The following is a 20,086-nucleotide window of genomic DNA, read 5'->3' on the forward strand; positions in this document are numbered from 1 at the left end:
GGGCATTAGCGTGGGTCACGAGGACCTCCGGGTGGATGTGGGCCTTCGACAAGCCACACCCCACTCGGAGGTTCTCCCTCGCTCAACCCCTCACGCCGCTACCAACGTCCTGGCTCAGTACACCTAGTCCCTCGACGCGCCGGCTGCTCCGCCTGCGACGTGTTGAGCCCGGCCCGAGTCAGGTGGCGGGGCGGTCGCTCACCGACCGGCGGAGCGCGCCACCGCGGCACCCACCTCCTGCACACCCGCCGTGTCGGCAGCGGCGGGCAGCAGCAGGGTGAACACCGGGGGTGCCGTGCGGGAGAGCGTCAGCCGGCCCTGCTCGGCCTCGGCGAGGCGGCGGGCCAGGGCCAGGCCGATGCCGTGCCCGTCACGCCGGTCGGCCCGCTGGGCGAAGACGGTGCCCTCGGGGTCCTGCACGCCGGGGCCCTCGTCGGAGACGTCGACCGCCACGGCACCGGAGGCCTCGCGCACGGTGACGGTGACGGTGCCCCGGCCGTGGGTGGTGGCGTTGTCGACGAGCACGCCGAGCACCTGGCTGACCGCGGCGGTCGAGGCCCGCGCGTCCGGTGCACCGGGGTCGACCTGCACCTCCAGCTCCCGGCCGTGCAGCGCCAGCCGCGCGCCCCACTCCGGCGAGAGCTCGCCGAGCAGGGCGTCGAGGTCCACCGGGCCGGCCGCGGCGGCCTGGTCGACGTGGGCCAGGGCCAGCAGCTCGTCGATGATCGCCTCCAGCCGGTCGGCGTCGACCAGGCTCGCAGCGATCAGCGGCCGCGAGTCGGCGTCGACGCGCTCGGCCGCCGCCTCGAGCCGCAGCCGCAGCCCCGCCAGGGGCGTCCGCAACTGGTGGGAGACGTCGGCGGAGAAGGCCCGCTCCCGGGCGAGCAGGTCGTCCAGCCGCGCGGCGGTGCTGTCGAGCGCGGCCCCGACGGAGTCGATCTCGGGGATGCCGCCCCGGCGGGTGCGGACGCTGAAGTCGCCGTCCCCGAGCCGACGGGCGCTCTCCTCCAGGTCCTCCAGCGGGCGGGCCAGCCGCCGGGCCTGGCGGCGGCCGACCAGCCAGGCGACGGTCACCGCCGCGGCAGCGAGTACGGCCATCGCGGTCCAGATGAGGGCGACCTCGGTGAGCACGTCGCTGCGGGGCTCGGAGACCACCACCGCGCCGATCACCTCGTCGCCGTGCGTCACCGGAACGGCCGCGAGGAGCACCTCGCTGTCGTCGCCGGTCCGGATGTCGCCGTCCAGCGCCGCAGCCAGGACGTCGGTGTCCCCGACGGGCGCGGTGCCCGCCAGCCGGGCGCCGGTGTCGTCGAACACCGCGGCGGTGAGGTGCTCGCCGTCCTCACCGAGGTCGGTGGTGTCGTCGGCGCCGATCGGGACACCGTCGTACACGTCGGCGGCCACGGTGATCGCCACGTCGTTGGCCACGCGCACCAGGTGGCCGCGCTCCTTGCGCAGCAGGTACTTCAGCACCCCGACCGCCAGCGGCCCACCGAACAGGCAGGTGGCGAGCACGGAGGCCAGCACGGCGACGCCGATGATCCGAGTACGCATGAGGCCCTGCCCGTCGTCCGCAGCCGCCGACCGGCGCGGTTCTCGGCGACGACCAGGATGCCGGGCCCGGGCGACGATGTCACCGCATCCAGGCGTGACGCTCCACCGCTCGACGCACGACGGCAGGCCCCGGTCGGGGGGAGGCCGGCGGAGCCTCAGCAGCCGGTGGGCGCCGCTGCGGCCGGCGGTCGCCTCGCGGTGTCACCGGTTCGAGGGGGACGGACGGCGCACGATCCGTCCCTGACGCGGCCGACGGGTCCCGGCGGACCGTCCGGCGCGTCACCTCCGGGTGCACGGTCGAGCGGCACACCGGGCAGCTCACCGCCCCACGGACGGCGGGCCGGGGTCGTCAGGCGTGCGCGCGGCTGCCGGGCGCCGGCTCGGTGCGGAAGTCGGCCTGCCACAGGTCCGGCCCGAACACCTCGTACTGGATGTCCTGGGGCCGGATGCCCCGCTCGATCAGGGCGCTGCGCACCGCCTGCATGAACGGCAGCGGACCGCACAGGTAGTAGGCCGCGCCGTCGGGGAGGTCGACCGCGCCGACGTCCATCGTCCCGGCGTGCACGCCGTCGACCGGCAGCGCGCTGTCGGCGCCGGACTCGTACCAGACGTGCACCGTGGCGTTCGGCAGCGCGCGGACGTCGTCGACCACCTGGCGGCGCAGGGCGAAGGACGCCTCGTCGGTGTCCGCGTGCAGCAGGGTGATCGGCAGCCCGGACCCGGCGTGCCGCAGGTGGGAGAGCATGCCGGCCATCGGGGTGACGCCGATGCCCGCGCTGGCGAAGACCGCCGGCCGCCAGTCGTCGAGCACCACGTCACCGAAGGGCAGCGAGAGGGTCAGGACGTCGCCGACCTGCACGGTGTCGCACAGGTGGGTGGACACCTCGCCGGCGGGCCTGCCGTCGCCGCGGACCCGCTTGACGGAGAACTGGCGGTGCTCGCCGTCGTCGGCAGCGGTCAGGCTGTACTGGCGCGGCTGGTGCACCCCGTCGGGCATGCGCACCTTGACGGACACGTACTGGCCCGGCAGGGAGGTCTTGACCAGCCGGTCGTCGACCCGCCGGACCCGGAAGGTGACCACGTCGTCGGTCTCCGCGGTCTTCTCCTCGACCTGCCAGTCCCGCCACACGGTGTCGGGGCGCACCCCGCGCGCGCTGTACAGACCCCGCTCCTGGTTGATCAGGGCGTAGGCCATCAGCCAGTAGACCTCGTCCCAGGCGGCGGCGACCTCGGGGGTGACCGCGTCGCCGAGCACGTCGGCGATCGCCCAGAACAGGTGCTCGTGCACGATCCGGTACTGGTCCGGGTGCAGGCCCAGCGAGGCGTGCTTGTGCGCGATGCGGTTCAGCAGCTGCTCGGGCAGCTGCTCCGGCGTCTTCACCAGCGCGCTGGCGAAGGCGGCCACCGAGCCGGCGAGCGCGACCTGCTGGGTGCCCTCGGCCTGGTTGCCGCGGTTGAACAGCCCGTCCAGCAGCTCCGGCCGGGCGGCGAACATGTGCTGGTAGAAGCGGCGTGCGATCTCACCGATGTTGTCGGCCACCGCCGGCAGCGTCGCCTCCACGACCGGTCGGGCTCGATCGGACAGCACGTGGCACTCCCCCTCGTGTGGCATCTGGAACGGCCCGTTGCCGGGTCGCCAGCCGCCCATCCTGGCCCAGCCCGGCAGCCCGTGCCCGCAGGGGTCCGTCGCGGCGAGGGGTCTCGCGGATCAGTTCTCGTCGGCGACGATCCGCTGCAGGTCGGCGGCCATGCAGGCGGCCTCGTGCGAGGCGCCGGCGATGGCCTGCTGCGCCTGGGCGGTGGCCGCGCTCTGCTCCTCGACGGCGGCGGCGATGGTGCTCTGCGCGTCGACGACGCCGCGGATGATGTCCTCGACGCTGCCCAGCGCGGTCCCGGCCGTGTCGACCTCGTGCCGGACGGCGTCGACGACGGTGCGGATCCGCTCCGTCGCCTGGGCGGTCTCCAGCGCGAGGTCCTTGACCTCCCCCGCGACGACGGCGAAGCCCTTGCCCGCCTCGCCGGCGCGGGCCGACTCGATGGTGGCGTTGAGCGCCAGCAGGTTGGTCTGGTCGGCGATCGCGGAGATGCTGCCGGCGATCTGGTCGATCTCGGCCATCGTCCCGGCCAGCCGGTCGACGGTCGCCGCGCCGGTGCGCGACTGCGCGCTCGCCTCGCGGGCGGTGGTGCTCGCGCCGCTGGCCGCGGCGGCGATCTCGGCGATCGCCGAACGCAGCCCCTCCATCACCTCGGTGGCCGTGGCGACGTTGCCGTCCAGCCGGCGCCCGGCGTCGACGAGGCCGGAGATGCGCTCGCCGAGCCGCAGGGCGCGCTCCTCGGCCACCTGCGCCTGCCGGGCGGCCTCGTCGGCGGCGCGCGCCCGCTCCTCGGCCAGCTCGACCTCCGCCCGGGCCTGGGCGACCTGCTGCTCCTCGGCTCGCCGCTGCTGCGCCCGCCGTCCGGCCTCGGACTGCTCGGCGAACCTCCACCCGTAGGTCAGGAAGGTCGCCTCGATCAGCAGGAACACCGCGTGCAGGGCGGCGAAGGCCAGCGGGTGCTCGTGCGCCTGGTGGGTGGTGGACACCGAGGTCGGCAGCCAGATGCCGGTGACGGCGTGGTGCACGGCGACGAAGGCGACGGCCAGCAGGAACGGCGTCCACATCTGGTACAGCGCGACCAGCGCCAGCAGCACGTAGAACCAGATGTGCAGGTCGGTGAGGCCACCGCCGACGTGCAGCAGCACGTCGGCGCCGACCATCAGGCCCAGGCTCACGGCGGCGGCCCGGGCGCCCTGGCCGCGCAGCACCAGGCCCAGCACCGTCAGGACGACGATCACGGCGAGCTGGCCCCACAGCAGCCACCCGCCCACGCCGCGGACCAGGCCGATGAGAACCAGCGCGGGCACGTGGGCGGCGAGCACCCCGGTGGTCACGCGGTGGCGGGCGGCGAAGCTGCGGGCGTCGAGCTGGGCACCCCGAGGGACGGCCGCCCAGAACCCGCTGCGGACGTCGTCGTCGGGGTGCGTCGCGGGTGGCTGCGTGGTGGTCACGACGCCTCTTCGGTCCCCGGCCGGGGATTGTTGAGCCCGAACCGGTCCCGGATCCGGGAGCCGCACCCGTGTGACGCCAGCGACTCCTGGGGCGGGTGCACCCGACACGCGCGCCCCGGGTGCTGGCCGGGCCCGGCTCCCGCTGGCGACGCTGGGGCCATGACTCTCGCCTACTCCTACGGGACCGCTCACGCCGTCGTGATGGTCGGCTCGGTGGGCAGCGCGGAGGGCCTCGTCCCGCGGCAGATCGGGCCGGCGCACGCGACGATCGGCCGGGTGACCGGCCGCAGCCGCAAGGCGCTGTGCGGTGCCTACGTCGCGGTGGACGAGGAGACCGTGTGGCCGCCGGAGGACTACGACAGCTCGCAGCTGTGCGCGGAGTGCGCCGAGCTCGCCGTCCTCTGACCCAGCGACCCCGTTCGCTCCCGCGGGGGTGCTCCGCTCCTCGCTCGCCGGCGCTCGCTGTGGGGGTTCCGCCCCTGTCCGCTCACCCGCCGGCCACCGACGGCAGCACCTGGACGACCGCGCCGTCGGGCACCGGCGTGCCCAGCCCGCCGGCGTACCGGACGTCGTCGCCGTCCACGTAGACGTTGACGAAGCGCCGCACCGCGCCGGCCTCGTCGCGGATCCGGCGGGCCAGCGCCGGGTGGACGGCGGCCAGCGTGTCCAGCAGCTCGGCGAGCGTGCCGCCGGCCGGCTCGACCTGCAGGTGCTTGGTGCCGCCGGCCAGGTCGGCCAGGACGCCGGGCAGCACCACCTCGACGCTCACGGTCAGATCCGGGCGGCGCGGACGACGAGCACGTCGGGCAGGTGGTCGGCGACCTGCGTGAAGGTGTCCCCCTCGTCGGCGCTGGCGTAGACGCAGCCGTCGCGGGTGCCGACGTAGAGCCCGGTGGGGTCGGCCTCGTCGGCGCAGAACCCGTCGCGCATGACCGCGGCCCAGAACCGGTCGGGCAGCCCTTCGCCGAGCTCGGTCCACGTCTCGCCGGCGTCTCGCGTGCGGTGCACCCGCAGCCGCCCTCCGGGCGGAACCCGCTGCATGTCCGCCACCAGCGGCACCACCCAGGCGGTCCCGGGCGTGGACGGGGAGGCGACGACCGGGAAGCCGAAGTCGGCGGGCAGGCCCTCGGCGATCGACGTCCAGGCCTTCCCCGCGTCGTCGGTGCGGAAGACGCCGAAGTGGTTCTGCGCGTACATCCGGTCCGGGCCGGCCGCGTCGACCGCGACCTTGTGCACGCACTGGCCGTACTCCGGCGGGGGCTCGGGCAGGAAGACGGCGCTGATGCCGGAGTTGCGCGGCGTCCAGCCGGTGGCGCCGTCCTCGCTGACGTAGACCCCGCCGGTGCTCATGGCGATCGTCACCCGGTCCGAGGCGGGGTCGGGCAGCACGGTGTGCACCGCTCCTCCTCCGCCGCCGGGCTCCCAGGTCGGCCGGTGCGGGTGCTCCCAGAGGCCGCGGACCAGGTCGAAGCTGCGGCCGCCGTCGGTGCTGCGCCACAGCGAGTGCGGCTCGCAGCTGGCCCACACGACGCCGGGCCGGTCGGCGCTGTCGGGGCGCAGCTGCCAGACGCGGGCGAGCGCCGCACCGGTGTCCTCGGGGAAGCGGATGGCGCCGGTCTCGGTCTCCTGCCAGCTGGCGCCGAGGTCGTCGGACCACATCACGGTCGGGCCCCAGTGGCCGTACTGGGTGCCGGCCAGCACGCGCGGTGCCGCGCTGCGGGTGTCGATGGCCACCGCCGCGACCTCCTGGGCGAGCAGGTGCGGCTCGCCCAGGGTCCAGGTGCGGCGGTCGTCGTCGCTGCGGGCCAGCCACAGGCCCTTGCGCGTGCCGATGGCGAGCAGGTCGGTCATGGCGCCCCTCCGGATCGGGAGGGCGTCGGTCGGCCCCCTCGGACGTCAGACCGTCCGGGGGGCCGGGACTCAGCGGCGGGTGGCGCCGCCGGCGGGCTGGTCGGGACCGGCCTGACCGCTGGTGCGGTTGCCGTGGCCGTCGGCGAGGTCGGGTGCCAGCTTCTCGGCCTTGGCGCGCAGCTGCTCGGCCGCCGACGCGTGCTCCTGCGCGGTGGCCGCCCGTTCCCGGGCCTCCTGCTCGGCCAGCCGGGTGCGCTCCTCGACCTCGGCGCGCTCCCGCCGGGCACGGGCCGCCTGCTCCTCGGCGGCCGCCTGCTCCTTCTCGGCCTGCGCTCTGCGCAGCTCCGCCTCGCGCAGGTGGTCACGGGCCTGCTCCCGCTTCCGGGCGCTGTTGAGGCGGTTGCGCTTGGCCAGGGTCAGGGCGAGCGCCGCCAGCAGCGCCACCACGACCACGACGATCAGCACGATGACCCAGGTGTCCACGGCACTCTCCTCGCGCTCAGGGGACGCGGCGATCATGCCCCTTCGAGCCGGGTGAGAAACGGCTCAGTCGAGCGCGCTGCCGGCCTTCCACTCCTCCCACGGGATGGTCCAGTCGTAGATGTCCGAGCGCAGCGTGCCGGCGTCGGAGCCGCGGATCTCCACGACGTCCCCGGGCTGCGAGAACTCGAAGAACCAGCGGGCCCGGTCGGTGGAGAGGTTGATGCAGCCGTGGGAGACGTTCTCCCGGCCCTGCTGGGCCACCGACCACGGCGCGGCGTGCACGAACTCGCCGCTGTCGGAGATGCGGACGGCCCACTTCACCGGCGTGCGGTAGCCGTCGGGGCTGTCGACCGGGACGCCGTAGGTGCTCGAGTCCATGACCCGGTCGGCGTTCATCTCGGTGACCACGTGCGCGCCGTTGTAGCTGGGGTTGTCCGGGCTGCCGGCGCTCATCGGCCAGGTCTGCACCAGCTGGTCGCCGTCGTAGACCTCCATCTGGTGGGTGCTCGCGTCGGCGATGGACACGTGCCGCTCGCCGATGGAGAAGGAGACCGTGCGGTCGGTCTCGCCCCACACGCCGTTGCCGAGGTCGACGCCGTAGAGGTCGGCGTCGAGGGTGACCTCGGTGTCGGCCGGCCAGTACTGCGACGGGCGGAAGTGCACCTCGGTGTCGCTGAACCAGTTCCAGACGCCGTCGGTCGGGGTCGAGCTGGTCACCGTGAGGTTGCGCTCGACGGCGGCCTTCTCGATGACCGGCTGGTCGAAGTAGACGCGGATCGGCATGCCGACGCCGACGGTCTGGCCGTCCAGCGGGCCGATCGACGGCGTCAGCTGGTCCCGCGGGGTGACCGTGGTGAAGGTGGTCGCGGCCTCGGCGGGCTCCGCACCCTCCCCCTCGGCGGTGGCGGTCAGCGTGTAGGTGGTGCCGTAGGCCAGCGGGCTCTCCGGCGTCCAGACGTCGACGGCGGGGTCCTCCGGCGAGTCGGCCACCGCGCCCGGGACCTCGGCCCCGGCGTCGTCGACGACGTCCACGTCGGTGAGCTCGCCGTCCGTGACGGAGATCTCCAACGGGATGGTGGGCGAGACGTCGGTCGCACCGTCGGCCGGCGAGACCTCGACCGCGACCGGGGGCGCCTCGGTCGGGGTCGGCGCCGCCGTCGTCCCGCCGTCACCGCTGCCCTGGCAGCCGGCCAGCAGGGCCAGTGCCGTGGCCGTGACCAGCGCCGACGTCCTCCGCATCACCATCTCCTCCGCGTCCTGGGCAGTCGCCTCCCCCGGACGACAGCTTGCACCGACCAACCAGTGTCCACGTCGGGACCAGGACGGCTCCGTCCACCGCGCTGTGGCCCACCCCGTCGGCGGGCTCCCGAGCGCTGGTATCGTTCTGCCCCGTCGCCCGGTGCAGCCGGACGACACGCGCCATTAGCTCAATTGGCAGAGCAGCTGACTCTTAATCAGCGGGTTCGGGGTTCGAGTCCCTGATGGCGCACCACACGACAGCGGGCTGACCTGCGGCTTCGCCCAACACTGCAAGATCACCGAGGCGCCAGACCGGGCAGCTGTCCGCAAACAGTCCGCAGAAGTCCGTGCTTCCTGCACCCGGAGGGTCCTCTGATGCAGGCTGTCGAGAGCTCGAGCGGGACCCACAGAGCACCGCGCCATCGTGACCTTGCTCCCCGGCCTGGTTGCTGGCCCCCAAAGCCATGAGCCCGTCGGTGAACCTCGCGGTCAGTCGGTCGATGCCTTGCTACGTGCGAGCTCACGCTCACGCCCCTCAGAGCGCGGCAACCGGCTTGTGGCGCTACAGGAGCACCCACGGAGCGACCCCGACATCATGGGAGTCGTCCGCCCACACCTGTAGTCATGGATGGCTTCGCAGCAGCCGGGGTGCAAGCCATAGTCTCGGTACGTGACCACGTCAGAGAGTGACGGCGCGAGCACGCCAGCTGACGTCCTCCGAGAGACCGCCCCACTCGACGATGCTGGTGCCGAGACCGCTGATCGCTATGAATGGCAGGCGATGATGGCGACGGTCGACGTGCTTGCAGCCTACCTCCAGCGCCTGAACGAGTCGGACTCGTTACCGGACGAAGCGACTTTCACCATAATCTGTGAACTTCATGAAGACTGGGCTCTTATTGAGGGCACCGCGACGGAGATAGTCTCCGCGAAACATCGAGAGACGAGCGTAGCTCGACTCAACACTTTGCGCGCGCTGCTTGATTGTGGCGTATTGCACTTGTTTGAACGTTGGGAGGCACTGGACAAGACGCCCATGTGCCGACTTGTAACAACCGCGGGTGTCGCTGACGAGGCGGCCAGACTGGCGGACGCCTGCGCGACACTACGCCAAACGCCAGCGGCAGCAAGTGACGGACTTGGCGTCATAGTCACAAGGTTCACTGAGATGATCGCATCATCACGGCCGAACGGTCTAGTCCCGACGGAAGATGCCGTTGCCTCATTTTTGAAGTCCTTACGAATTCAACACAGCCAGCCTCGTCGTGACCACTTGCCCGACATGGCGCCCACCCGCTATGCCAAGCCGATTGCTGCACGACTTGGCAGGTCGGACGCCGCCGAAGCAATTTGGTGCGCCGTCCTCGGACTGGTCCGGGAACGTATGCGCGCGGCCGGCCCCACACGCACTGGGGCGCTCCCCACTGTTCTCGGCGTACCGCCCCACAAGGATCCTCTCGCCGCACGCAGCCTGACACTTGCGGATGTCGACATCACAGTTCGCGTAGCCTTAAGGCATACAAAAGGCTTTGCACGGCTGCCACGACGGGTGCGCATCAGTCGCATGGCGGTGAAGATGGCCCACGGAGGGTGTCCCGACAACACGATCGAGCGCATCGATAGCCTACGACTGCAGCACCAACGGTATTGGCGTGAACTTACTGCAACACCAAGCACGCGGGATCGCTGCCGCCAGCTAACCAATGTCCTTCTGAAGATTGTCGCCGAGTCGACCGAGGCGGTCAGAACTGAAGAGTCTTCCTGGGGGGTTCCGCTTCTGATTGAGGTCGAGACCCGTTTAGAAAGCGTCGCCGAACGGCCCCAAGTGCAGGGGCTCGACGTCCACCTGCTCGTAGGTGGCGTAGGCGAGTTGTCAAATAACTGCAGAGTTTGGTTCACAGACCGCTTCGACGTTGAGACCGAATTGGACCGCCTTTCGAATGAGGCGGCATCGTGACCACAGGCGGCCTTGACCCCGAAGGCCTGCGATGGGTGTTGGACGACCTGGCCTATCACCAGTCGCGGATACTGTTGTTGGTCGAGGCTGTTGCAGCGGAGCCAGGGCACGGGCGGAAGCTTGACGGATTGACTAAGCTCGCAAAGCTCGACTTCCTGCTTCGTTACCCCGCGCTTGCGACGGTGATCCTGGATGACCTTGCCGCCGACGACGAACGACTCCACGTCGACGACGCCGACCGTTTATCACCGACTGACGTGGCGGATCCCATGACTCGCTACAAGTACGGACCCTGGGACGATCGGTACTACCCGGTTGTAGGCGCACTGGTGTCTCGGGGATTGCTTAGGTACGCGCGTGGGCGACGTGGAAGCGTAGCTCTAGTGCCCACTACGGCAGGTCGGCGGCTGGCTGATTCTCTACGGCGCGACCGAGCCTGGCGGGAAACCGCTGATCGGTGTCAAGTGCTAGCGCAGGCATCTGCCGGAATGACCGGCAATGCTCTTAAGGAGCGCATCTACGAGCGGCTCTCCAATCTCATGGATAGACCGCATCGAGGGGTGATATCGTGACTGTTACCTTTCGAATCGACGAACTTCGGTTGGATACCACAAATGGGTCGGTGGTTCACACTTTCCCCCAAGATATGACCGTACTTGTTGGCCAGACAGGCGTGGGAAAGACTGCACTACTGGAGTTAATAAAGTTCGGGCTCGGCGGGGATGCACTGGTTGCTCCAGTAGCAAGACAGCATGTCATTGATGTTCACCTCAGCATCCGAGCGGGCAGTTCGAGTTGGCAGCTCTCTCGGGGCATCGATACGGAGCGCCGCAAACGCGTTCGAGTCATCGACCTCTTAACCGGAGAGCGGTTGCAAGATCACTCCGTCGGGCGGGAGAGGCCGACGATTAGTGACCTCCTAATGACGTCCCTCGGGCTCGAGACCGGACTGAAGGCGGCACCTCGCAGCGGCCGGAGCACGAGCGCAGGTGCTCAGATCACGTTTAATGACGTCTTCCGCTATATGTATGTTCCACAGTCCGAGATGAATCGCGACATCGCGGCCAGTCATGATTCCTATTATGCGCCAAAGCGCAGGGCTGTCTTCGAACTCTTGTTCGGGCTTACCAATGCCGACGTCCTAAGGATGCGATCTGAGATAAACTCTCTCAAGGCCTCACTCGAGGAAGCAAAGATTGCCTATGCGACCGTGGACAGATTTCTTGCAGAGAGCGGCACGGCACACCGGATAGATGCTGAGCTGCGTCAATCGAGGGCGCAGCAAGATGAGGTACAAGCTACAGCAAAGCTTGAGGCTCTCCAGGGAGAGATGACCGACGTCGCAGACCGTGAGACCCAAATCCTTCGGGATCTCCTAGTAGATACCGAACGAGGGTTGGCGGATGCCCGCCAGCTCGCCATTTCTTTAGAGCGCGAGCACCGTAAGTACAGTCAGGAGCGGCGGCGCGTATTGCAGGACATATCACGGCTCGAACGGATGGAGTCTGCTGGCGAGCGGCTCGCCAACATCGAGTTCGCGGTCTGCCCGCGATGCACGCAAGGTCTCGCCCAGCGAAAAGTGCCGGAGGGTTCTTGCCGAGTCTGCTTGCAGCCAGACGTCGTTGCAGGACTGCCCGCGCGCGATCAGTACGAGATGGAACAACTGCAGGCGCAACTGGGTGAGATCGACGCCCAGCTGCGAAGCATCGAAGATCAAATTGAGCAGGTCGCCGTCGCAACCGCAAGTCGCAGCGATCTCGTTCAATCGCTTACGGTCGATATTGACGCACGAACCGCGAGTCGAGTTACGCCGCGTCTGCAGGCATATGCCGACGCGGTAGCGAAACTGACGCGGGCGCGAAGCGAACAAGAAGCACTCGAAGTTACCCTCCGCCAGTGGGATCGAGCGGAGGACCTCCGGAACGCCGCGGAAGACATCGAGGCCCGTCGCGCCGCACTCGGCGCTGCGGTGCGATCACTCGAAGCGGCACTCGATAGACGGAAGACGGAGATCGTCGCTGAACTTAGTGACGAGTTCCAAAATATGGTCACATCCTTCGGAATCCCGAGCATTGAGACAGCGTCCATTAGTTCTGAGAGCTACCTTCCCATCCTGAACGGTCAACCTTTCGACCAAGTTAGCTCCGCCGGCGGCATCATCACTGCAACGCAGGTTGCCTACTGGCTGTCGCTCGTGACGACCGCGGTTCGACGTGGCGATACTTACTTCCCCGCTTTCCTTCTGCTCGACAGCCCACGCCTCGCGCTGAACACAGCGGAGGACATCGCAGCCCAAATGTACCGTCGGTTCGCCACACAGGTGGCTGTGAAGCCGGGCCGTCTACAATTCATAGTGGCCGACAACGAACTGCCCCCTGAGTACGGGCGAGAGTTTGCTGAGATTGGCTTCTCCTACGATGAACCCACCGTGGGCACCATTGAACACCCAGGTCCTGCGCATGTGACCACCTTGGTCGACGAGTCCGACATTGGACCGGGCTGATCACTGCAATGATGCAGCTTCGGAGACAGGCACGTGAGCGACAACCGCGCGACGGACGTGGCGAGCGATTTAATGACCGTCGGCGAAGCCGCAACCAGCTTTTGGGGATCCCTCGCCGCACTGCGCTACTGGAGGCACCTAGGACCGGTCCTGCGGGATTCCGCATCGGTCGGCGGCTCGTGTACGGGCGCATCGACCGCGACCGATGGATTCTCGGGCAGCATGAAGCGCGGGACCGCCGGCAACCCTGGACCGTCGTCCGGGCGGTCAAGCCGCTGGCTCTGCCACACTCAGTCCCATGACCAGCCGCGAGGACATCCACCGCCTGGTGGACGCGCTGCCCGCGACGCGCCTGCCGGCGGTCGAACAATTGCTCCGGGCCAGCCTCGCGGACACCGACCCGACCGAACGGCGTCGCTTCGCCAGCACCGGCACCCTGTCGGCCGAACACGACCTGGCCGAGCGGTCGGAGGACATCCAGCGCACCGACGAGGACCCTGACGCCGTCGGCGGGCGTGACGCACCCAGCGCGTGATCGTCGTCGACACCGGTCCGGTCGTCGCGCTGGTCAACGAACGCGACGACCACCACGAACGCTGCCGGGACTTCCCGGAGACCCATCCCGCTCCCCTGTTGCTCCCCGCCACCGTCTTCACCGAGATGTGCCTGCTGCTGGAACGGCGGCGCGGCACGCAGGCGGAGCTCGCCTTCCTCGCCGACGTCCGGGCCGCCCGGTTCGGCTGATCAGCGACCTCGACCGCATCGCCGAGCTGGTTGAGCGCTACGCCACGTTGGCCTGTGCCCGCAGCGGATCGGTGCGATCGCCGCTGAAGCCTTGGTCCTGACCACCGCCGAGCGACCAATCCGTTGAGAACACCTCAGTACTAGAGCCGTGAAGCGGCCTCACCTCTCGCGGCGTTGGACGCGTCCCTGCCGGCCCCGACAGCTGTCGCTGCATCTGCGCCGTCCCCGCCGGGCTAGACCCGTGCGGGCCAAATGCCCTTGCTGCCGGCGGGACCCACGGCGGAGCATGCAGACCGTGGAGGTGCGGGTCGTGCTAGACGCCGACGCCGACGCCGACGCCGAGGACGTCGAGCGGCTGGGGCGGCAGTTGCGTAACGAGCTGCGGTCGCTGGACGTCGATGATGTCCACGCTGTCTCCTTCGATGAGCCCCCGCCGGGTTCGAAGGGTCCCGTGGTCGAGGCGATGACCGAGTGGCTGGTGACGCTGAGCGCGAGCGGCGGGGTCTTCGCGACGCTGATCGCAACGGTCAAGGACTGGCTTGGCCGACGCGCCGGAGCGCACAAGGTTGTGGTCACCATCGATGGCGACACCCTTGAACTGAGCAGCGCGACAACTACGGAGCAAGCCGAGTTAGTCAAGGCGTTCGTCCAGCGTCACGCTTCAGGGTGAACCCGTGGCCGCACGTCGCGCCCTTGTCATCGCGTCCTACCAGTACGCGGACGGCGGCCTGAGGCAGCTGATCGCACCGGCGCATGATGCGGAGGCGTTCGCGGCGGTACTGAAGGATCCGGAGATCGCCGGATTTGACGTCACCACGCTGATCAACGAGCCGAGCCACATCGTGGGAGAGGCCATCGCGGACTTCTACAACCGGGGCCGGGGAGAGGATCTGACCCTGCTGTACTTCACCGGTCACGGGCTCAAGGACGACGAGGGCCGGCTGTACCTGGCGATGACCAACACCCGGCGCCAGGCGCTGATGTGGACCGCCATCTCCGCGGCCCAGCTCAATGAGGCGATGGAGGCGTCCCCGTCCCGCCGCAAGGTGCTCATCCTCGACTGCTGCTACAGCGGCGCCTTCCCTGCAGGCCGAGCTACAAAGGCGGACGAGGGAGTGCAGACCCTGGAGCGCTTCCACGGCAAGGGCCGGGCGGTGCTCACCGCCTCCGACGCCACGCAGTACGCCTTCGAGGGGGACAACCTGCGCGGATCCGGCACCTCGTCGGTGTTCACCCGCTACCTGGTCGAGGCTATGCGTAGCGGTGAGGCCGACCTCGATAACGATGGCGACATCGCGCTCGATGAGCTGTACAGCTACGTGCACGACCGCGTCGTGGCGGACATGCCGCAGCAGCGACCGAAAAAGCAGGAGGACGTCGACGGCCGCATCCTGATCGCCCGAAACATGCACTGGAGACTCCCATCCCACCTGCGGTACGCGATCGACAGCCCGATCGCCAGGCAGCGGCTCGCCGCAGTTGAAGGGCTGGCCCATCTGCACCGTGTCGGCAACAACGTCGTCCGTGCCGCCGTCGCCGAGCACTTGACCACGCTCATGGACGACGACAGTCGATCAGTGTCGGCCGCAGCATCGGGACTCCTGCAGAGAATCCGGGGCGTTCCCCCCGCGGCCGCGCGGGAGGCCGAGGAGCGCGCCGCGCGGGAGGCCGAGGAGCGCGCCGCGCGGAAGGAGGCCGAAAAGCGGGTCGCTCGAAGGTCCGAGGATCGGTTGCGGCAGGAGGCCGAGAAGCGAAAAGCGCCCGGCCAGGCGAAGACCAGCGACTCCAAGAGCGCCGCTGCCGAGCTCCCCAAGACCGAGCAGCCGACCCAGCGCGACAAGATCATAGGTGCGCCACCACAACTAGTGCCCGCACCGGCGCACCCCGGCCCTGCGACTTCACTCGGGCTGAAGACGTTGAGCTCACACCCGAAGCGGAAGGCGTTCATCCTCGGAGCGGTCGCGGTCATCCTCGTCGGCGTCGGCGTCGGCGTGCTGAACGTCGTATTCCATAGCGCCCCGGCCAGACCTGAGTTGATTCAGACCCTGACCGGTCACACCGAGGGTGTCGAGGCGGTGGCGGTCACTCCGGACGGTGAGCAGATCGTCAGCGGCAGCAATGACGACACGATGCGGGTATGGGATCTGGCCACCGGCGAGACGCTTCAGACCCTGACCGGTCACACCGGCTCTGTCAGGGCGGTGGCGGTCACTCCGGACGGTGAGCAGATCGTCAGCGGCGGCAGCGACGGCACGGTGCGGGTGTGGGATCTGGCCACCGGCGAGACGCTTCAGACCCTGACCGGTCACACCGAGGGTGTCGAGGCGGTGGCGGTCACTCCGGGCGGTCAGCAGATCGTCAGCGGCGGCAGCGACGGCACGGTGCGGGTGTGGGATCTGGCCACCGGCGAGACGCTTCAGACCCTGACCGGTCACACCGAGGGTGTCGAGGCGGTGGCGGTCACTCCGGGCGGTCAGCAGATCGTCAGCGGCGGCAGCGACGGCACGGTGCGGGTGTGGGATCTGGCCACCGGCGAGACGCTTCGGGCCCTGACCGGCGACACCTACAATGTCAGGGCGGTCGCGGTCACTCCGGGCGGTCAGCAGATCGTCAGCGGCGGCAGCGACGGCACGGTGCAGGTGCGGGATCTGGCCACCGGCGAGACGCTTCAGACCCTGACCGGCCACTACGGCTCTGTCAGGGCGGTGGCGGTCACTCCGGACGGTGAGCAGATCGTCAGCGGCGGCAACGACGACACGGTGCGGGTGTGGGATCTGGCCACCGGCGAGATGGTCTGGACCCTGACCGGCCACACCAACAATGTCGAGGCGGTGGCGGTCACCCCGGACGGCCGGCGAATCGTCAGCGGCTCCCACGACGACACGGTGCGGGTGTGGAGCTAGCTGTACTGACCGGAGACGTTGGTTGTGCGATCCCGCTTGTGGTCAGTGGTGAGCGACTGACTGGGTGAGGAGGACCTCCTGGCGGAGGGTGGAGCTACCACGGCAACCGCCCACCGGCCCAGGAGGTCCTCGTGCTCCACGCTAATGCCGCTCTGACTCCGCGCCAGCGTCTGCGCCTGGCCAGGCTGGTGGTCGAGGACGGTTGGCCGGTGGCCCATGCCGCCCGGTTCTTCAGCGTCTCGTGGCCGACCGCTGACCGCTGGGCCCGCCGCTATCGGGCTGAGGCAAGGCCGGCATGGCCGACCGCTCCAGCCGGCCGCACGCCAGCCCGGGCACGACCAGCCCGCCGATCACCAAGCGGATGGTGTCGCTCCGGCTGCGCAAACGCTGGGGGCCGGTGCGGCTGGCCACCGGGACCGGCGTGGCCCCGTCCACCGCCGGGGCGGTGCTGCGCCGCTGCCGGATCAGCCGGCTGTCCCAGCTCAAGCGCCGGGAGCAGCCGCCGGTCCGCTACGAGCACCCCGGCCCCGGTGAGCTGCTGCACGCCGATGTGAAGAAGCTGGGCAACATCCCCGCCGGTGGTGGCTGGCGCTTCCTCGGCCGGGAGCAGGGCAAGGCCAACCGCACCGCCGATGGCGGGCGAGCCCGCAGCCGCCATCGCAACCCGCTGATGGGACATGCCTTCGTCCACGTCGTGCTCGATGACTACAGCCGGGTGGCCTACGCCGAGATCTGCGACGACGAGACCGGCCCGACCGCCGCCGGCGTGCTGCGCCGGGCGAGCGCCTGGTTCGCCGCCCGCGGCGTGACCGCCCGCCGGGTGCTCACCGACAACGGCGGCTGCTACCGCGGCCGCGACTGGGCCGGCGCCTGCACCCAGCTGGGCATCACGCCCAAGCGCACCCGTCCCTACCGGCCGCAGACCAACGGCAAGGCCGAGCGGTTCAACCGCACCATGACCAGCGAGTGGGCCTTCGCCCAGCTGTTCACCAGCGAGGCCGACCGCAGGGCCGCTTTTCCTGGTTGGCTACACGCCTACAACCACCATCGGCCCCACACCGGCATCGGCGGCCACCCGCCCATCAGCCGCTTGACCAACCCTCCCCGGTCAGTACAGCTAGCCCACCCGTCCCGACTGACAGAGCTGAACAGTGCTCAAGCCACCTCGACCTGAGGTAGCTACGGTTGAAAATCCCGCTTCACCTCTTGTCGGCGATCGTGAGCGAGGTCGACGAGTAGCCAGGCGACGAACAAGGCCACTGAGACCGTCACCGCCCAGTGACCCGCGATGGCCGTCCACAGTCCGAGCAGAGCGGCCCCGGCGATCAATCCCCAACGCACTGGGCTACGCCACGACGGCCACTGCATGTCTCGGAGGCTAGAGGCCGTCGCCGAAGCCGTCAGGCCGTGCGTCCCTGAGTGAGCCGCTCAAAGACACTCAACGGACCGACGGATCCTCGGCGGCATGGCCTTGTGGCGAGTGCCGGTAGTCCGGCGACAGCCTGTCCCAGGGTGTCCAACCGCTCTCGTCGAACCGGGTGCGATACCAGGTTCGGCGCACGGCTCGCCGAGTCGGTTGTGGAACCACCGGCGGAGGCAGCCCGGGGCGGTGCACCAGCAGCGCCCTGCGGTGGACCGCAGCGTCGCGCCGTGCTCGGGGCAGACGCCCCACGGCACGGAGCAGGCGTCGGCCCGCCGGGTGGCCAGTCGGATGAGCTCGTTGGCGGTGTCCAGCAACTCCTCGGCGGGGCTGTGCAGACCTCCGGCGGCGACGTCCAACCGCCAGCCGGCGCGCCGCCGAGCCGGGTCGGGGTCGGCGTCGCGGGCCAGATCGGCCTCACGGAGCTGGTGATACAGGTCGCCGGCCGCGGCGGCCAGTTGCCGAGCCCGGGCCGGTGTCATCCAGGGGCCGCGCAGAGTCCCGTCCTGCGAGCTGTTGTTGGCGTCGTTCATCGGGTGTCCTCTCGGGTCTGACGGACGCCACGGCGTTCAAAATCGGCGCCGGTCCCATGGCGAGGACAGTGGGCGACCGCGGTGCCGCCCGCGCGCTTCATCCCGGTAGTTGTGGACGGCTCGTTCGTCGTCCACAACCCTCGTGGACGACGGAGGTCGGCGTTCGCTTCAGCGGTGCGCGACCAGCTCGAGCAGGCCCCGCGGCAAGACCGTCCTCGCGGCCCCCGGGTCGCATCCCGCACTCCTGGCCGCATCCCACAACCGGCCTCCCGCCGGCTGGCGCAGGTCGGGGGAAGGGTGGGCCGTAGGCCCATCGCGAAGCGACGCGCCAGCGCCCTTCCGGCGACCAAGGCAGTCGGCATCCTGCTCGGGGGGTGGGAAGCGGCTGCACACGATCCGCCCGCTGAGCGGGTCATCCGAACGGGCCGCCGGCCGAGCGACCGGTGGGCAGCGCCGCCACGGTCCCGGCCGGCCGACGCGCCGACGCCTCGGCGACGCGCGCGGCGTCCATCGCGTCGGCGACCTCGTCGAGCTGGTCGTTCAGCAGATGGCCGTACAGGTCCAGGGTCATCGTCGCCGACTGGTGGCCGAGCATGGTCTGCACCACCTTGACGTTCGCTCCGCTCGCGATGGCCAGCGAGGCGGCGGTGTGCCGCAGCCCGTGCGGGGTGAGCCCGTCCAGGCCGGCGGCGCGGACGGCGGGGTCGAAGCTCTCGCGGCGGAAGTTGCGCAGGTGCAGCACGCCGCCCTTCTCCGCGGCGAAGACGAAGTCCCCGGGCTGCTTGCCGGCGACGTGGGCGGCGAGCTCCTCGGCCAGGAACCGCGGAACCGGCACCTGGCGGCGCTGGTGGTTCTTCGGCGTGCCGAACACCGCGCGGCCGTTGACGTCGGCGACCGCCTCGGCGATCAGCGCGCGGCGGCGCAGCAGGTTGAGGTTGCGCACCCGCAGTGCGGCCATCTCGCCGTAGCGCACGCCGGTGTAGGCCAGGAACAGGATGGCCAGCCGGTCCCGGCCGGCGGCTGCGGCCAGGTCGTCGACCTGCGCATGGGTGAGGAGGATCTGCTCGCCGCGCACCTCCGCGGCAGCGGCACGCCGACCGCGGGGTTGCGGGCCAGTCGGCCGTCGCGCACCGCCAGGCCCAGGATCAGCGACAGCACCCGGTGAGCGTGGCGCACGGTGGAGGCGCTCTTGCCCGACCCGGACAGCCGGGCCACTCAGGCGGCGACGCCCTGGTGGGTGATGTCGCCGAGCCGCACCGGGCCCCACACGGGGAGGATGTGCACCCGCAGCGAGGTCTCGTAGCAGCGCCGCGTCGTCGGCTTGAGGTCGACCTTGCTCTCCAGCCACGAGCCGGCCCACTCGGCGACGGTGACCCGGGTCCGCTTGGGGTCGACGTAGGCGCCGGTGAGCACCGAGGTGGTGACCGAGTCCAGCCACGCCTGCGCGTCGGCCTTCTTCTCGAAGTGCCGGGCGTGCTCCTTGCCTGCGGCGTCGCGGTAGCGGGGCCGCCAGCGCCCGTTGGGCCGCCGCGCGATGCTGACCACCGTCAGGCCCCCACGACGCCGCCGGCGCCCACCACCGGCGTCTGCCGAATTCGGCCGACCGCGGGCCGGACAATTCCGGCGGTCCGCAGTGAGTCCGCAACACAGCCGTCTTCAGCCATTTCCAGCCGACGTCGGCCAATCATCACCAACATTCTCGCCACCACCTCGCCGCCGACATTACCGCAGGTCAGCGGCGCAGGACAGCCTCTTGAGCAGCAACGATGCGCCACCCAAATTGAGTGTGGAATGGCGCCGAATACCGGCTCTTAATCAGCGGGTTCGGGGTTCGAGTCCCTGATGGCGCACCA

The 20,086-nt window shown here is 70.0% G+C and carries 17 protein-coding genes, 1 tRNA gene and 2 pseudogenes; 11 read left to right on the forward strand and 9 right to left on the reverse strand.

All coding sequences use genetic code 11. The features are described from left to right. Positions 1-198 precede the first annotated feature (198 nt). The 3 genes from ACI79G_RS06975 to ACI79G_RS06985 form a co-directional block, all read right to left on the reverse strand. Positions 199-1,554: a sensor histidine kinase gene (locus ACI79G_RS06975; protein ID WP_456880412.1), complete on the reverse strand. Its 1,356-nt coding sequence runs from the start codon at positions 1,552-1,554 to the stop codon at positions 199-201. A 349-nt stretch (positions 1,555-1,903) separates the two neighbouring features. Further along, complete coding sequence (locus tag ACI79G_RS06980) at positions 1,904-3,142, reverse strand: globin domain-containing protein (protein WP_456880413.1); 1,239 nt, start codon at positions 3,140-3,142, stop codon at positions 1,904-1,906. 120 nt (positions 3,143-3,262) lie between these two features. After that, a complete protein-coding gene (locus ACI79G_RS06985) occupies positions 3,263-4,600 on the reverse strand; it encodes a methyl-accepting chemotaxis protein (RefSeq protein WP_456880414.1) in 1,338 nt (445 codons plus the stop codon). Between the two features lie 159 nt (positions 4,601-4,759). Between ACI79G_RS06985 and ACI79G_RS06990 the strand changes: the two genes are divergently transcribed. Continuing rightward, complete coding sequence (locus tag ACI79G_RS06990; RefSeq protein ID WP_091216036.1) at positions 4,760-5,005, forward strand: hypothetical protein; 246 nt, start codon at positions 4,760-4,762, stop codon at positions 5,003-5,005. An 82-nt stretch (positions 5,006-5,087) separates the two neighbouring features. Here ACI79G_RS06990 and ACI79G_RS06995 read toward each other — a convergent pair whose 3' ends face one another. The 4 genes from ACI79G_RS06995 to ACI79G_RS07010 form a co-directional block, all read right to left on the reverse strand. Continuing rightward, positions 5,088-5,369 carry a MoaD/ThiS family protein gene (locus ACI79G_RS06995; RefSeq protein ID WP_456880415.1) on the reverse strand — a complete coding sequence of 94 codons (282 nt, stop codon included), beginning with the start codon at positions 5,367-5,369 and terminating at the stop codon, positions 5,088-5,090. Positions 5,370-5,371: 2 nt separating this feature from the next. Further along, a complete protein-coding gene (locus ACI79G_RS07000; RefSeq protein WP_456880416.1) occupies positions 5,372-6,451 on the reverse strand; it encodes a WD40/YVTN/BNR-like repeat-containing protein in 1,080 nt (359 codons plus the stop codon). Between the two features lie 69 nt (positions 6,452-6,520). Beyond that, a complete protein-coding gene (locus ACI79G_RS07005) occupies positions 6,521-6,934 on the reverse strand; it encodes a hypothetical protein (RefSeq protein ID WP_456880417.1) in 414 nt (137 codons plus the stop codon). A 63-nt stretch (positions 6,935-6,997) separates the two neighbouring features. Further along, positions 6,998-8,173, reverse strand: coding sequence for a L,D-transpeptidase (locus ACI79G_RS07010; protein ID WP_456880418.1), 1,176 nt, complete (start codon positions 8,171-8,173; stop codon positions 6,998-7,000). A gap of 177 nt (positions 8,174-8,350) precedes the next feature. On the opposite strand from ACI79G_RS07010, the gene ACI79G_RS07015 reads away from it, so the two are divergent. From ACI79G_RS07015 to ACI79G_RS07060, 10 genes and pseudogenes are all read left to right on the forward strand, one after another. Then, positions 8,351-8,426: transfer RNA gene (locus ACI79G_RS07015), tRNA-Lys, on the forward strand. Between the two features lie 417 nt (positions 8,427-8,843). Then, positions 8,844-10,130 (forward strand): hypothetical protein, encoded by a 1,287-nt coding sequence (locus tag ACI79G_RS07020; protein WP_456880419.1) that lies wholly within the window; start codon positions 8,844-8,846, stop codon positions 10,128-10,130. Then, the gene (locus ACI79G_RS07025; protein WP_456880420.1) at positions 10,127-10,702 is read left to right on the forward strand and encodes a hypothetical protein; all 576 of its coding nucleotides are present in this window, start codon (positions 10,127-10,129) and stop codon (positions 10,700-10,702) included. The genes ACI79G_RS07020 and ACI79G_RS07025 overlap by 4 nt, the downstream gene beginning before the upstream one ends. Beyond that, a complete protein-coding gene (locus tag ACI79G_RS07030) occupies positions 10,699-12,633 on the forward strand; it encodes a hypothetical protein (protein ID WP_456880421.1) in 1,935 nt (644 codons plus the stop codon). The genes ACI79G_RS07025 and ACI79G_RS07030 overlap by 4 nt, the downstream gene beginning before the upstream one ends. A 298-nt stretch (positions 12,634-12,931) precedes the next feature. After that, positions 12,932-13,168, forward strand: coding sequence for a hypothetical protein (locus ACI79G_RS07035; protein WP_456880422.1), 237 nt, complete (start codon positions 12,932-12,934; stop codon positions 13,166-13,168). After that, positions 13,165-13,377, forward strand: coding sequence for a PIN domain-containing protein (locus ACI79G_RS07040; protein WP_456880423.1), 213 nt, complete (start codon positions 13,165-13,167; stop codon positions 13,375-13,377). The genes ACI79G_RS07035 and ACI79G_RS07040 overlap by 4 nt, the downstream gene beginning before the upstream one ends. A 34-nt stretch (positions 13,378-13,411) precedes the next feature. Further along, a pseudogene (locus ACI79G_RS07045) lies at positions 13,412-13,504 on the forward strand (IS5/IS1182 family transposase); the annotation flags it as partial. A gap of 168 nt (positions 13,505-13,672) precedes the next feature. Further along, the gene (locus ACI79G_RS07050; protein WP_456880424.1) at positions 13,673-14,047 is read left to right on the forward strand and encodes an effector-associated constant component EACC1; all 375 of its coding nucleotides are present in this window, start codon (positions 13,673-13,675) and stop codon (positions 14,045-14,047) included. Positions 14,048-14,051: 4 nt separating this feature from the next. Continuing rightward, positions 14,052-16,280: a caspase, EACC1-associated type gene (locus ACI79G_RS07055; RefSeq protein ID WP_456880425.1), complete on the forward strand. Its 2,229-nt coding sequence runs from the start codon at positions 14,052-14,054 to the stop codon at positions 16,278-16,280. 131 nt (positions 16,281-16,411) lie between these two features. Next, positions 16,412-17,401: pseudogene (locus ACI79G_RS07060) on the forward strand (IS481 family transposase). 1,244 nt (positions 17,402-18,645) lie between these two features. Here the strand turns inward: ACI79G_RS07060 and ACI79G_RS07065 are convergent. Then, positions 18,646-19,308: a tyrosine-type recombinase/integrase gene (locus tag ACI79G_RS07065; protein ID WP_456880426.1), complete on the reverse strand. Its 663-nt coding sequence runs from the start codon at positions 19,306-19,308 to the stop codon at positions 18,646-18,648. Between the two features lie 140 nt (positions 19,309-19,448). Continuing rightward, positions 19,449-19,778 carry a tyrosine-type recombinase/integrase gene (locus ACI79G_RS07070; protein WP_456880427.1) on the reverse strand — a complete coding sequence of 110 codons (330 nt, stop codon included), beginning with the start codon at positions 19,776-19,778 and terminating at the stop codon, positions 19,449-19,451. Positions 19,779-20,086 lie beyond the last annotated feature (308 nt).

The sequence above is a fragment of the Geodermatophilus sp. SYSU D00779 genome, assembly GCF_054050595.1.